This window comes from Vibrio sp. 1078-1, assembly GCF_033340475.1.
Genome location: NZ_JAWOWM010000002.1, coordinates 571,964 through 585,458, shown reverse-complemented (window position 1 = coordinate 585,458; position 13,495 = coordinate 571,964). Strand labels below are relative to the sequence as shown.

The window sequence follows — 13,495 nt, the reverse complement described above, 5'->3', positions numbered from 1 at the left end:
ATAGTCACGAATTATTACAGCCTTAAGCCTTGAATATGCTACCATCCGTCATCATTTTAATGTCTAAACTTGGTGCAAGATCGCAAAGACGATCGTTTTAGTGAACAAATATGAGCCAATACTGAGCACCAATAAATCAATAGAAAGAGAAAAAACGTCATGAACATTGATTTGAACCTAATTCCTCAAACGTTCGATATGCTTCACGCTGGCCTAACCGCATCGAGCGTTTTGCTTCTTCTAGTTGCAGTGTCGCGCAAATCAAAAGTGGTCGAGAAAGTGGTAGAAAAACCAGTCGAGAAAATCGTCGAGGTTGAGAAACCAGTTGAGAAGATCGTTGAAGTAGAAAAAGTAGTGGAAGTAGAGAAAGTCGTAGAGCGTGTTGTAGAAGTTGAATCAAAACTTGCAACCGCATCAACAGACTCTGCAATGCAGCTGCTTTCTATCATGCAACAAGAAGCTCGTCTGATTGACTTCTTAAAAGAAGACCTAACGTCATTCTCTGATGAAGAAGTAGGCGCAGCCGCTCGCGTAATCCACACTGGTGGTCAGAAAGTACTGAACGACTACGTGACGCTAGCGCACGTTCGTAACGAAGACGAAGAAACTCGCATTACGGTTGAAGAAGGCTTCAACCCACAAGAAATCCGCCTAACTGGCAACGTAACAGGCAGCGCGCCATTCAACGGCACACTAGTTCATAAAGGCTGGAAAGCAACATCAATGACGTTGCCTAAACTGGCTGAGAACTACGATGCATCTGTGATCGCTCCAGCTGAGGTTGAGCTGTAATGGAACACATGAACCAAGAAAACCATTCTCAAGAAGCGTCTGTTGAAACTCAACAGACACCTAAATTCAGTGTTGGTATCGACTTAGGTACAACACACTGTGTCATGTCTTTTGTTGATACACACAACGAAGACGCTCGCGTTGAAGTGATGCCAATCCCGCAGTTAACTGCGCCAGGTACGGTAGAGACTCGTAGCCAATTAGGCTCTTTCCTTTACCAGCCGCACGAACACGAAATGAACCCGCAATCACGCGTTCTTCCGTGGTCGAGCGAGCCAAAAGCTCTAGTTGGTGCAATTGCACGTAACCTAGGCTCAAAAACACCAATTCGTCTTGTTGCAAGTGCGAAATCTTGGCTTTGCCACGCAGGTGTGAACCGTCGTGATGCTTTCCTGCCAGCAGGTAGCCCAGAAGAAGTGGAAAAAGTCTCCCCTCTTCGTGCGACAGAGCTTTACCTAGAGCACCTAAAAGACGCTTGGAATCACGCGAACCCAAATCACAACCTTGCCGATCAAGACGTAACCATTACGGTTCCTGCTTCTTTTGATCCTGCTGCTCGCGATCTAACTGCAGAAGCAGCACGCAACGTTGGTTTTGTGCACCTAACACTTCTAGAAGAGCCACAAGCTGCACTTTACAACTGGATCGATAACAGCAACGACAAATGGCGCGACGAAGTTGAAGTTGGCGACATCGTGCTTGTGGTCGATATCGGTGGTGGTACAACCGACCTTTCTTTGGTTGAAGTAACTGAAGACGACGGCAACCTAACTCTGAACCGCATCGCGGTAGGTGAACACATCCTACTTGGCGGTGACAACATGGATCTTGCACTTGCGTACCGCTTGAAGATGAAGCTAGCCCAAGAAGGTAAAGAGCTACAGCCATGGCAAGTTCAGGCAATGACACACGCATGTCGCGACGCGAAAGAAGCGCTATTGAACGACAGCGAACTTCAGTCAGTGCCAATCGTAGTACCAAGCCGTGGTTCTAAACTGCTTGGCGCAACGCTGAAAACAGAACTGACTCAAGAAGAAGTACAACAAACACTGGTTGACGGCTTCTTCCCTCAAGTTGCGATTACTGACCACCCTGTTCAACGTAACCGTGGTGCACTAACGCAAATGGGTCTGCCTTACGCGCAAGATGCAGGTATTACTCGTCACATCGCAGCGTTCTTGTCTAAGCAAGCTAATGCCCTTTCTGCTTCAGGAAATGGCGGCGAAGCAGCAGCTCAAGATTTCAACCCATTCGCTAACATGCCTAGTATGCCAGGTGCGGATGCGGCGCAATCAGCTGACTTCATCAAGCCAACCACAATCCTATTCAACGGTGGTGTTCTGAAATCGAAACTTCTAGCATCTCGTCTAGAAGACACGATCAACGAATGGCTAATTGAAGCAGATGCGGAAATGGCTAAACGCCTAACAGGTGTAGACCTAGACCTTGCGGTTGCTAGCGGTGCGGCTTACTACGGCTCTGTTCGTCGTGGTCAAGGTGTTCGTATCCGTGGTGGTATTGCTTCTGCGTACTACGTGGGTATCGAAAGTGCGATGCCAGCGATTCCGGGCATGGCGCCTCCAATGGAAGCACTTTGTGTTGCACCATTTGGTATGGAAGAAGGTTCAAGCGTTGACGTACCAAGCCAAGAGTTTGGTTTGATCATCGGTCAGCCGGTTAACTTCCAATTCTTCGGCTCAACGGTTCGTCGTGATGACCTAGCAGGTACTCACCTAGACTACTGGGCACCAGAAGAGCTCGAAGAGCTACCAGAAATTCAAGTAACGCTGCCTGTATCTGAAGGTCGTCGTGAAGGTGAAGTGGTTCCGGTAACCCTAGCCTCTCGCGTCACAGAGCTTGGTACGCTTTACTTAGAAGCCATTGCCGCTGATAACGGTCAAAAATGGCATGTTGAGTTCGATGTGCGCGAAGACGCGAAAAGCAACTCAAACGAAGAAGAATAAATAGAAATCAAACGGCATCCAATCGGGTGCCGTTTTTAAATACGCGAAGGTTTGTATGGCATCTCCTCGTTTTCTTGTTGGTATTGACCTTGGCACCACAAACACTGTGGTGGCGTACTGTGAAATCACCGACAACCTTGAACAATCCGAAGTATCCCTATTCGACATCGACCAATTGATTGGCCCGGGTGAAGTGGTTCGTAAGCCATTGTTGCCCTCTTTCCGCTATCACCCAGCGGTTGGTCAAATCTCCCCTTCTGACCTAACACTTCCTTGGGAAAACGAACCTGTATCTGGCGACATTAGTAATGTGATCGTGGGTGAATGGGCTCGTGAATTAGGCGCTAAGGTGGAAGGACGTCAAGTATCCAGTGCTAAAAGCTGGCTATCGCACCAAGCAGTGGATCGTAGTTCAGACATTCTTCCTTGGGCTGGTGCGCAAGACGTAGATAAAGTCTCTCCCGTCATTGCCAGCGCAAGCTACCTCAACCACATTCGCCAAGCATGGAACTACCGTCATCCTAGCAATAAGTTAGAAGACCAAGATGTGGTTGTGACCGTTCCAGCGTCGTTCGATGAAACCGCTCGTAAACTCACGCTTGAAGCGGCACAGCTAGCTGGTTTAAAGAAAATCGTCCTGCTCGAAGAACCACAAGCCGTATGTTACGACTGGTACGCACGCCACCAGCAAACCGCAGCTGATAAACTCAAAGAGTTACCGCTGATTCTGGTGTGTGATGTGGGCGGTGGTACTACCGACTTGAGCTTGATTGAAGCCAGTTTCTCTTCTCAAGATGAGCTAGCCCTTGACCGCATTGGCGTTGGCGAACACTTGATGCTTGGTGGTGATAACCTCGATTTAGCATTAGCACACCTTGCAGAAAGCCGCTTCAACCAAAGTAAGAAGCTCACTGCCGCAAGCCTGACTAAGTTGATTCAGCAAACGCGTAAAGCGAAAGAAAACCTGCTTTCAGCGAATGCACCTGAAGAAGTGAAAATCACCATGCTGGGCAGCGGCTCGAAACTTCTTGGCGGAACAAAGAGTATTGGGCTGAGCAAACAAGAAGTGCACCAAATCGCTTTAGATGGCTTCTTCCCGCTTTCTGATTTCAGTGAAGTACCAGATAAACGCCGCAGCGCGGTTGTCGAGTTTGGTCTTCCATACGTTGCCGACCCAGCAGTGAGCAAACACGTTGCCGAGTTCTTAACGACGCATCAGCAAGTCTCTCGTGCCGCACTTGGCATTGAAGACGACAAACAAAATGCCATTCCAGTCGGTTTGCTACTCAATGGTGGTGTGTTCAACAGTGAGCTTGTGACTGAGCGTGTCACTACCCTACTTTCCGATTGGCGCGGCGCACCAGTTACGGTATTAGACAACCCACATCCAGATTGGTCGGTTGCACTGGGTGCTGTTGCATTTGGTAAAGCGCGTCGTGGCGCACAACTTAAAATTGGTGGTGGCGCAGCGCGTTCTTACTTCTTGCATCTTCAAGAAAAGAACAAGATGGGCAAAGCGCTCTGTTTGCTTGCAAAAGGCACAGAAGAAGGACACGAGATCCGATTAAGTGGTCGCCGCTTCTCGCTTACCCTAGGTGAGCCCGTTCGCTTTAACCTGCTGACTTCTACCCACGACACCTTAACCAATAACACCGCCATTCAAAACGGTGTAATGGTTGACGTTGATCCGGACTTGTTTGCTCCCCTGCCGCCTTATATCACCACCCTTGAAGGTGAAGGTGCCGAACTGCAAGCCAACCAGAAAGAGCGCGTAGAAGTGCAACTGGCGTGTCAGTTGACTGAAGTCGGCACGCTTAAGATGGAATGTGTCAGCGCAGAAGACGACAACAAACGTTGGGAGCTAGAATTCGAAGTTCGTAACAAGCAAACCGATGACAGCGAGCAAGTTAAACTTCACCCTAAGTTGAACGAATGTAAGGAGCTGATCGCTCGCCTTTACAGCGGTAATAAGAAAAGCGCGGAAAGCAAAGAGATCAAAACCTTAGCCAAAGATCTTGAGAAGAAACTTGGCAAACGCGATGAATGGGATTTCACGACCCTACGTCAACTGTTCGATACCTTTGCACAAGGTCGTAAGCGTCGCCGCCGTTCAGAACAACACGAGAAAAACTGGCTTCGTTTGGCTGGCTTTGCACTGCGTCCGGGCTTTGGCGATCCAACCGACTCATGGCGTATTGAGCAAGTTTGGGGTCTCTACCAACAAAACATTCAGTTTAAGAACCATCAAGGTTGGACCGACTGGTGGGTGTTCTGGCGTCGTATTGCCGGTGGTTTAAGCCAAGAGCAACAAGAGACCATCTTGGCGGACATCGCGAAATACCTACATCCTGGTGCGATGAAAAACCCACAATCCGCCAAAGCGGCACAAGATATGGGTTACGAGTCGATGGTGCGCTTGTCTGCCTCTCTGGAGCATTTAGAAGTCGAAGACAAAGTTCTATTGGCAACGTGGTTCTTGAGCAAAGCCATCAACCATAACCAGTTCGAACAAGCACACTGGTGGGCAATGGGTCGCTTGGCATCACGTACGCCTTTATATGGCAGTCAGCATAACGTCGTTCCTCGTGAACAAGCGGAACAGTGGTTGCCTAAGCTGCTAGAGCAGAACTGGCAGAAAGAGCCAATGATCGCTTTCGCAGCCGTAATGATTTGTCGTAAGACGGGCGACCGCCTATTCGATATCTCAGACGACTACCGTGAGCAGGTACTGGCTAAGTTGAAGCAAAGCAAGGTACCTGAATCTTGGGTATCACTGGTTGAAGAAGTCAAAGAGCTATCTGAGAGCGAATCGAAACGTATCTTCGGTGATGCACTCCCAAGCGGTCTGACACTGGTAAATAACTAGGCTCTCACGCTTATAAACGCAACAAAGCCCTTCTCGTGAAGGGCTTTGTTTTATCTGATTCTAATAGCTGACGAAAAACGACTCGTTAGTTCATTTCCGTATTGATCACCACATCACGCGTTTCATTATCCATATCACTAATGCCGACAACTGAGATTTCACGGTCAGATAAATTCTCAATCATGCTGTCTTCTAACCCACCGTCCGTCATCCACGCATAGAATTTTTCTGCAATACGATCCGAACCTTCCCCGACAAACGTTAATGTGACCTTCTTCATTTGTGACACTCCATCAATTTACGATTCAGCCACTTAAGCGTAGTATGTTTCACAAATATCGACATAAACTAGGACTAACTTCTTTTATGAGTATCGAAAAATTTGACGCGATTTATCAGCGCGCTGCCGAGCGTAAAGGTGGTGAAGATCAACTTGAAGCGCTTTTGTCTCATCCACTAAGCAAAGAAGAATTGGCAGCGATTCCCGACGACCGTTGGCTAGCCGCTTTTTCGATGAAGGTATTCCAAAGTGGGATTTCGTGGAGCGTGGTTCGCAACAAGTGGCCGAACTTCGAAGAAGTGTTCTTTGGGTTTAAGATTGAGCCGCTATTGATGCTGTCAGATGAGCAATGGGAAACCAAAGCAACCGACAAACGCATCATTCGCCACCTCACTAAAGTCATGTCGATTCCTGCCAACGCTCGTATGATCCACGAAGCAAAAATCGAATATGGCTCGTTTGGCAAAATGGTTGCCGATTGGCCGCAAGAGAAAATCACCGACCTATGGGCGTATTTGAAGAAACGCGGCAATCGCCTAGGCGGAAATACTGGCCCTTACACACTTCGTCAAATGGGCGTTGATACCTTTATCTTGTCTAGCGACGTGGAAGCTTACCTGCGTAATTGCAAGATCATTGAAGGTGGCAAAGATACGAAAAAATCGCTCGATGCAACCAACAAAGCGTTTGTTCAATGGCAGCAAGAAAGTGGCAGAAGCCTGTCTGAAATCAGCCAAATCATTGCGTTCAGTACCGGCGATAATCGCATTTAATCCAGACTGAACCCAAAATACAAACGGCGCACTGATCATTGGATTTAGTGCACCGTTTTTATGTTCATTGGTTCAAGTACACACTTACTTTAAAGCCAGTGATTCCCACTCAGTCAGTAGCTGCATAATACGGTGAGAGTCTTCCCATGTTGCACAAGGGTTTTCTAACGAGGTACGCCCCTCTTCAACCGCTTGGCGAATATTGCGCACTTGATAGAAGAAAGCGTCCCCAGTTGCCGGTACAGACACTTCCCGCTTCGACGTCTCGTAAATTTCCACACTAAACTGGTTATCTTGCGTTGGTAGCCATGGGTTTGAATCTAAGGTAATACAGCCTTTGCTACCCAGAATGGTGAACTGGTGTTTCAATCCATGATCTTCGGCAGTATGTACGCTCACCGTTTGTTGCTCACCAAATTGCATCATCAAGCTCGACTCGCAGATATTCCCATCATTACCTCGTCGGCCAATCGCTTTCATTGAACGGTTCTCAAAGGTTTGTTCACCCAACATGGTTTTAACCACCAAATGCACTAATGACATTGGATAGCAACCTAAGTTATACAAAGCACCTTTGCTGTCTGGATTAACAAACTGCGCAATCGACGCAATATAAGACGTATGGATGGAGCGAAGTTCACCAATCTCTCCCGATTTAAGCACCGAAACCAACTCACTGATCAATGGGTGATGCAAGTACATTAAGCCTTCAGCAAAGAATACCTTGTGCGCTTCTACGGCTTGAAGTGCCAGCTCGGTTTTTTCCATATCTACCGAAAGTGACTTTTCACACAGGATCGCTTTGCCCTGCTCAGCCGCTTTGACGATAAAGTCATGATGAAGGTGATTTGGCAATGCGATATAAATAATGTCGACTTGCTCATCAGCAATCAACGCATCGTAATCGTTGAACGTATTCTCGATGCCATATTGCTCAGCGAATGCCTGTAAGTTCTGCTCCGAACGCCCAGCAACCGCGTACAGTTCACTCTTGTCATCGCCTTGGATTGCCTCAGCCATGACTCCTGAGATAAAGCTTGTGCCTAAAATGCCCCATTTCATGTTCACGTCTCCTATTGAGCTTGGGTTTCGAATGCTTGAACTAACTCTGCCATTTCAGCCGCAATAAACGCTTGTGTATGCGGCATAGCAAAATGCGCTTCAATCGCGGCGCGGTTTTCATATCGCTCCCAAAGAATCACACGTTGTGGAGCTTTAGAATCGTAGGTCGCATTCGCTTGCAAGCACCCCGCTTCGCTTTGCATATCAAGGCAAAATTGTTCAATGGCTTCAACCACTTGTTGTCTTGGCTTATCGGCATTCATTTTCAGTTCGGCGGTAACAAAAATCGTCTCGCTCATGATGGCTCTCTTTCTCCATTCTTAATCATACGCCCACTGTAATTAACCTCATTTGATTGATAAACTCTGCTTTAGTTATTTCTTTATCAACTCTGGGTGTGCAATGGATAAATTAACAAGCATGAAAGTTTTCGCTTACGTGGTCGAACACGGCAGCTTTCGTAATGCAGCACACCACTTTGATATTTCACCGACCATGGTTGGCAAGCACATGAGCTTTCTTGAGCAAAGCTTAGGTACGCAGCTGATTCATCGCACCACGCGCAAACAGTCCTTGACCGAAGCTGGCAGACTCTACTATCAAGAGTGCCACCGCATTATTGAAGACATCACCAACGCAGAGAACCTAATCCAGACGCTGATCAACCGCCCAACTGGAACAGTAAAAGTTAACTGCCCAGTTACCTATGGTAAAAAGGTGATTGCGCCCATCGTGGCTGACTTCTTAGCAGAATTTCCCGAACTGAACGTTGAGTTAATGTTGGATAACAGTTTGATTGACCCATATCGAAGCGAAGCAGACGTGATTATTCGTATTGGTGAGTTGGTCGATTCATCGTTAGTTGCAAGAAAACTCGGGCAATACGACATGACTTACTGCGCCTCACCCTCTTATCTTAAGCTGCATGCCCCTATCCAATCGCTTGATGACCTTGAACATCATCATTGTTTGGGATTTCAGTACCACCAAGGGGAAAGCCAACAGGTGTTGAACATGCCATCTAATACCTTTGGAAACAGCAACACCCGATTAACGTCTAATAATGGTGATGTGCTTAAGTTTGCCGCGTTAAAAGGCTCTGGTGTTCTTCTTCAACCAAAGATCTTAGTTGAACAGGAAATTCAATCTGGTGCCTTGGTAGAAATTCTCCAGCAACATACTCCCAAGCCAAAACCGATCCACCTGCTTTACCGTTCAAAACAGCTTTCCCTTGAAAACCGCACCTTGGTTGATTTTGTTCTTTCGCATGTGAATCCGTAACACCACCTCATAAAGCGGCGGCAATTTAACCATTTAATTAACTTTTATTGTCGATATGACAAATATTATTACTTGTTAATTGTCGTTATTTTTCATGTTGTTAGTCAGAGATACCCATTAACTAGGCATAATTTATTGATTCACACCAATTGCATTGCTCTGACAAAGTGACTAGGATTGCCGCCTTTCCTGAGTGAACTATCAAAAAAATATCGAGAAATTTAATCTAATTTCTCTTCCTGTTCGTGTGCAATCACAACATTTACACTCATTTCAAATTGCATAAGCACATTCCTTTGCTTATGAAAACGACATTGATTTCTCAACGCTTTTAGTCACGTATGTGACTTTTTGGCTTGAGAGAGATTTTTATTCAAGGTAGGTCACAAGGACGCTACCCCTTGACTGCATTTACTGGAGGATAAGATGCCTAAAGGTCTAATGCTGACTGACTTAGCCATCGCTGGCTTACTATTGATTTTGGCAAAAGTCATTCGCGTTCACGCGCCATTACTACAGCGTATGTACATTCCATCGGCGGTTCTCGCAGGATTATTCGGTCTAATTTTTGGACCAGCCCTGTTAGACGTACTGCCTTGGACCGATACGTTTACCGCTAACGCAAGCCTATTAACTGCTGCACTTTTTTCTGCGTTAGGTCTGGCAACGGATGTTCCATCACCTAAAACCGTCGCACAGCGTGCTGGCTCATTGTGGGCGTTTAACCAAATCGCTTCTGTTTCTCAGTGGTTGTTTGCGGCAATGTTTGGTCTAGTTCTCACAACCTTCTTCTGGCCAGAGATTAATCCCGGCTTTGGTGTGACAATGTCTGCGGGCTTTATGGGCGGACATGGCTCTGCATCTGTTGTTGGTGAAATCTTCACGGGGCTTGGTTGGGAAGATGGCTTCACACTTGGCTTAACGTTCGCAACCGTGGGTATTTTCATTTCAATTTCTGTCGGCATGCTCATGCTGCAATTCGCATTGAAGATGGGTTGGATTCGTAGCTTTACGACCTTCGACAGCATGGATGAACACGAACGCAAAGGCCTTGTTAAGCCTGTTGATCAAGAACCGGTAATGAAAGACACCATGTCTTCCCTGTCAGTCGATTCTTTCGCGATTCACGCGGCGTTGGTTGTAGTGGTAACGGCTTTCTCGTATGTAGCGGCTAACTACTTATCCTCTTTCCACGATAAGGTACAAATTCCTACGTTCGTAACTGGCTTCCTTGGCGGCATGCTCGTGCGAATCGTCGCGAAACAAACGAAAGCTTCACGCTATCTTTGTGACGGTGCATTCAAACATGCTGCGGGCATCAGTACCGATTATTTGATTATCTTTGGTATCTCAGCCATCAAGATTACCGTCTTAGCCCAGTTTTTAATGCCGATGGTCGTGCTTGCAATCGGCGGTATCGCCTTCACACTATGGCTAATCTTCTGGGTTGCCCCACGTATCATGGGAGAAGATTGGTTCGAGAAAGGCATTTTCTCTTGGGGTTGGTTAACCGGTACAGTTGCCATGGGTATTGCGTTGCTTCGCATTGTTGATCCAAAAATGCGTAGCAAGGTGCTTGATGATTACGCCATCGCTTATGTCCCTGGCTCAATCACTGACATCTTCATCATCTCTTTGATGCCAATCGCGATGTATAACGGCATGCACTGGCAAGCGCTTGGTGTAGGATTAGGTTACATCGCAATTGTCTTATTTATTTGGCGATTCATTTTTAAACGTAACAGCAGTGCTCTGACACACGAATCTTAGTCGCTTTACTCGGGAGGATTTTATCCTCTCGAGTTCATTCCTTGGTTTTTATCAAAATCACTCCTCATCTCGAAAGCAAGCAACTTGTTTTATATTTGAGATTTGCAATCCCGATCTCTTACTATCATCCTTTTTTAATACTTGACCTGAAAGTTTCTATATCAGAATAGCCGCCTATTCGTTTCTAAAACATGGAGAAAGGCTGTGCGTCGCTCTCAAGGATTTACTCTTATTGAACTCATTGTGTGCATCATCATTCTTGGTATTGTAAGCGTCGTTGCATTTCCTAAATTTCTTGGCTTACAAAAAGATGCCAGAGTGGCGGTTCTATATGGAGCCAGAGAAGCACTCATGACCGCCAACAACTTTGTCTACACCAAAGCAGTGATTCAATCTCAAGAGACAGTAGATGGCGGCATACAATATAACATTGATCTAGATAATGACGGCCATAACGACCTAATTGGTTACTTTGGATTTATCAAAAATGTTATTCCAGCAAAAGAGCTAGCAGGCTTTGATCCGCAACTCACTATCAACACTTGGTATGGGGTAGATAGCCCAGACGAGCCCTACTTCCTTATTGGTTTTGCAAACAAGCCTGTTGGTCCAGAACATATGTGTTATGTCGAAGTTTACTACCCAGAAACTCCTGGTGGCCAAGTGAAATACAAAATACAAACTGACGATTGCTAATTCCCATAGAGAGTGGCAGTAACACTTTTACTTTTGGTGTCTTCATCGTTATTGCAAGGTCATGGCTCCAAAACCACCATTAACAACTATTTCACATAATGTCGTCGCACAGTTAGCTCATAGAGATAAAACCAGTAATTTGCGCCGACACATGGTTATAATTGAAACAATCTATCGTTTTTAAACCCGCCTATAACTTGTGCTTGTAAACTCATCATTTCGCTCAATAATAGTTCTATAACAAATTCAATAATTTAAAGCGGGAGGCGTAATGAGAATATTCTGGCAGCTACGTTGGTATTTCCAACAAAAGTGGAGGCACTATGTCGGATCCATTCTGCTTTTCGCTGTGATATCAGCACTACAGCTTGTTCCGCCCAAAGCAGTTGGCATCATAGTTGATGGCGTCGTAGACAACACTTTAGATACAAATACGCTGATTCTATGGCTCTCAGGGTTAACTGTACTGATCTTTACTATTTATGGGTGTCGCATCTTATGGCGAATTTGGCTTTTCGGCGCAAGCTGGGAACTCGGGACCATTCTACGTAACCGTCTATATAGGCACTTATCGACACAGCCACCTCGTTTTTTTGAACGTTACAAGACGGGGGATCTGATGGCTCGTGGCACTAATGATGTGCGTAATATCGTTATGACAGCCGGCGAAGGGGTTTTAACCGCCGCAGACTCTTTGATCACTGGTATTGCGGTTTTAATCATTATGGTAACGCAAGTAAGCTGGAAGCTCACCGTAATGGCGCTTCTTCCAATGCCATTTCTTGCCATCATCATCTTCTTTATTGTGCGTATCCTACATCAACGCTTTCGTGTCGCTCAGGAAGCCTTTTCTACCATGTCAGACATGACACAAGAGTCACTTAATGGCGTGCGAATGCTGCGTGCTTTCGGATTAGAAAACCAAGAGCAGCAACGTTTTGAAGAGGTTGTGGATGATACTGGCGAAAAGAACATCGCTGTCGCAAGAGTCGATGCTAGATTTGACCCGGCAATTCAGTTAACCATCGGTCTTTCTTTCCTTCTTAGTGTCGCTGCTGGTGCTTACCTTGTTGATAAAGGTGAGATCACGCTTGGTGATCTGACCGCATTTACGATGTATTTAGGGTTGATGATATGGCCGATGTTGGCATTCGCATTCCTATTTAACATTTTAGAAAGAGGCTCTGCTGCATGGAACCGATTACAAGAGATCTTTGATGAAAAGCCAGAAATTATCAGTGGCAATAAGCCAATAGAAAATAAACCACTTCCGTTAAAAATTGATATCGACGATTTCCATTGGTCTAGTGATTTACCGCCCGCTTTGACGGAAGTAAACATCGAACTGGAACCCGGAAAAATGTTGGGAGTTGCAGGGCCGGTAGGAAGCGGAAAATCGACCCTGTTAACACTACTTTTGCGTCAACATGATTTAGAAAACGGCTCAATTAAATTCGGGGATGTCGAGATCAAGAATGCCCTACTACCGCAGTGGCGCAACCGTTTTGCTGTCGTTAACCAAAGTCCGTTTCTATTCTCCAAATCTATCTTCGAAAATATTGCCTTAGGCAACCCTAATGCAGAGAAAGAAGAAGTCTATAGAGCAGCAAAGTTAGCCTGTATACATGACGATATTGAAAAGTTTCCTGAAGGCTATCAAACAGAAGTTGGTGAAAAAGGCATTACACTCTCCGGCGGGCAAAAACAACGTATTGCGATAGCACGCGCTATGCTGATGAATGCCCAAGTGTTGGTTTTGGACGATGCACTTTCCGCTGTTGATGGACGGACCGAACATCAAATCCTTAAGAATTTGGAAACATACTACCGTAATCAGGCCCTAATCGTTATTGCGCACCGCCTCACCGCTTTGGAAGCAGCAGACGAGATCATTGTATTGAATCACGGACACATTACTGAACGTGGGCAACATAGCGCGTTATTAGCGCATAAAGGCTGGTACGCCGAAATGTTCGAGTACCAAAAACTAGAACAGGCGATGGAGGAATAA

The 13,495-nt window shown here is 46.1% G+C and carries 11 protein-coding genes; 8 read left to right on the top strand and 3 right to left on the bottom strand.

Going from position 1 to position 13,495, the window contains the following annotated elements:
- Nucleotides 1-159 precede the first annotated feature (159 nt).
- From R7190_RS06505 to R7190_RS06495, 3 genes are read left to right on the top strand one after another with little or no spacing between them, the layout of a single operon-like run.
- The gene (locus R7190_RS06505; protein ID WP_017634945.1) at nucleotides 160-792 is read left to right on the top strand and encodes a DUF2760 domain-containing protein; all 633 of its coding nucleotides are present in this window, start codon (nucleotides 160-162) and stop codon (nucleotides 790-792) included.
- The gene (locus R7190_RS06500; protein ID WP_186584284.1) at nucleotides 792-2,756 is read left to right on the top strand and encodes an Hsp70 family protein; all 1,965 of its coding nucleotides are present in this window, start codon (nucleotides 792-794) and stop codon (nucleotides 2,754-2,756) included. The genes R7190_RS06505 and R7190_RS06500 overlap by 1 nt, the downstream gene beginning before the upstream one ends.
- Before the next feature lie 55 nt (nucleotides 2,757-2,811).
- A complete protein-coding gene (locus R7190_RS06495; protein WP_186584285.1) occupies nucleotides 2,812-5,622 on the top strand; it encodes an Hsp70 family protein in 2,811 nt (936 codons plus the stop codon).
- A gap of 85 nt (nucleotides 5,623-5,707) precedes the next feature.
- On the opposite strand, the gene R7190_RS06490 is transcribed toward R7190_RS06495, so the two are convergent.
- Nucleotides 5,708-5,902 (bottom strand): hypothetical protein, encoded by a 195-nt coding sequence (locus tag R7190_RS06490; protein ID WP_005377692.1) that lies wholly within the window; start codon nucleotides 5,900-5,902, stop codon nucleotides 5,708-5,710.
- A gap of 86 nt (nucleotides 5,903-5,988) precedes the next feature.
- On the opposite strand from R7190_RS06490, the gene R7190_RS06485 reads away from it, so the two are divergent.
- A complete protein-coding gene (locus R7190_RS06485; protein WP_005377694.1) occupies nucleotides 5,989-6,675 on the top strand; it encodes a DNA-3-methyladenine glycosylase I in 687 nt (228 codons plus the stop codon).
- An 84-nt stretch (nucleotides 6,676-6,759) separates the two neighbouring features.
- Here the strand turns inward: R7190_RS06485 and R7190_RS06480 are convergent, their stop codons facing one another.
- Entirely contained in the window at nucleotides 6,760-7,737 is a 978-nt protein-coding gene (locus R7190_RS06480) for a Gfo/Idh/MocA family protein (RefSeq protein ID WP_186584286.1), read from the bottom strand.
- Between the two features lie 11 nt (nucleotides 7,738-7,748).
- Nucleotides 7,749-8,036 carry a putative quinol monooxygenase gene (locus tag R7190_RS06475; protein WP_025766691.1) on the bottom strand — a complete coding sequence of 96 codons (288 nt, stop codon included), beginning with the start codon at nucleotides 8,034-8,036 and terminating at the stop codon, nucleotides 7,749-7,751.
- 103 nt (nucleotides 8,037-8,139) lie between these two features.
- Here R7190_RS06475 and R7190_RS06470 point away from each other — a divergent pair, with 103 nt between their 5' ends.
- From R7190_RS06470 to R7190_RS06455, 4 genes are all read left to right on the top strand, one after another.
- Nucleotides 8,140-9,018 carry a LysR family transcriptional regulator gene (locus tag R7190_RS06470; RefSeq protein ID WP_318137529.1) on the top strand — a complete coding sequence of 293 codons (879 nt, stop codon included), beginning with the start codon at nucleotides 8,140-8,142 and terminating at the stop codon, nucleotides 9,016-9,018.
- A 426-nt stretch (nucleotides 9,019-9,444) separates the two neighbouring features.
- Nucleotides 9,445-10,788 (top strand): sodium/glutamate symporter, encoded by a 1,344-nt coding sequence (locus tag R7190_RS06465; protein ID WP_213986340.1) that lies wholly within the window; start codon nucleotides 9,445-9,447, stop codon nucleotides 10,786-10,788.
- A gap of 204 nt (nucleotides 10,789-10,992) precedes the next feature.
- Entirely contained in the window at nucleotides 10,993-11,484 is a 492-nt protein-coding gene (locus R7190_RS06460) for a type II secretion system protein (RefSeq protein WP_005377704.1), read from the top strand.
- 271 nt (nucleotides 11,485-11,755) lie between these two features.
- Nucleotides 11,756-13,495 (top strand): ABC transporter transmembrane domain-containing protein, encoded by a 1,740-nt coding sequence (locus R7190_RS06455; protein WP_186584290.1) that lies wholly within the window; start codon nucleotides 11,756-11,758, stop codon nucleotides 13,493-13,495.

What these genes read in the sequence shown, in the direction of transcription:
- R7190_RS06505 (WP_017634945.1), top strand. Translation starts at nt 160, where the DNA reads ATGAACATTGATTTGAACCTAATTCCTCAAACGTTCGATATGCTTCAC.
- R7190_RS06500 (WP_186584284.1), top strand. Translation starts at nt 792, where the DNA reads ATGGAACACATGAACCAAGAAAACCATTCTCAAGAAGCGTCTGTTGAA.
- R7190_RS06495 (WP_186584285.1), top strand. Translation starts at nt 2,812, where the DNA reads ATGGCATCTCCTCGTTTTCTTGTTGGTATTGACCTTGGCACCACAAAC.
- R7190_RS06490 (WP_005377692.1), bottom strand. Translation starts at nt 5,902, where the DNA reads ATGAAGAAGGTCACATTAACGTTTGTCGGGGAAGGTTCGGATCGTATT.
- R7190_RS06485 (WP_005377694.1), top strand. Translation starts at nt 5,989, where the DNA reads ATGAGTATCGAAAAATTTGACGCGATTTATCAGCGCGCTGCCGAGCGT.
- R7190_RS06480 (WP_186584286.1), bottom strand. Translation starts at nt 7,737, where the DNA reads ATGAAATGGGGCATTTTAGGCACAAGCTTTATCTCAGGAGTCATGGCT.
- R7190_RS06475 (WP_025766691.1), bottom strand. Translation starts at nt 8,036, where the DNA reads ATGAGCGAGACGATTTTTGTTACCGCCGAACTGAAAATGAATGCCGAT.
- R7190_RS06470 (WP_318137529.1), top strand. Translation starts at nt 8,140, where the DNA reads ATGGATAAATTAACAAGCATGAAAGTTTTCGCTTACGTGGTCGAACAC.
- R7190_RS06465 (WP_213986340.1), top strand. Translation starts at nt 9,445, where the DNA reads ATGCCTAAAGGTCTAATGCTGACTGACTTAGCCATCGCTGGCTTACTA.
- R7190_RS06455 (WP_186584290.1), top strand. Translation starts at nt 11,756, where the DNA reads ATGAGAATATTCTGGCAGCTACGTTGGTATTTCCAACAAAAGTGGAGG.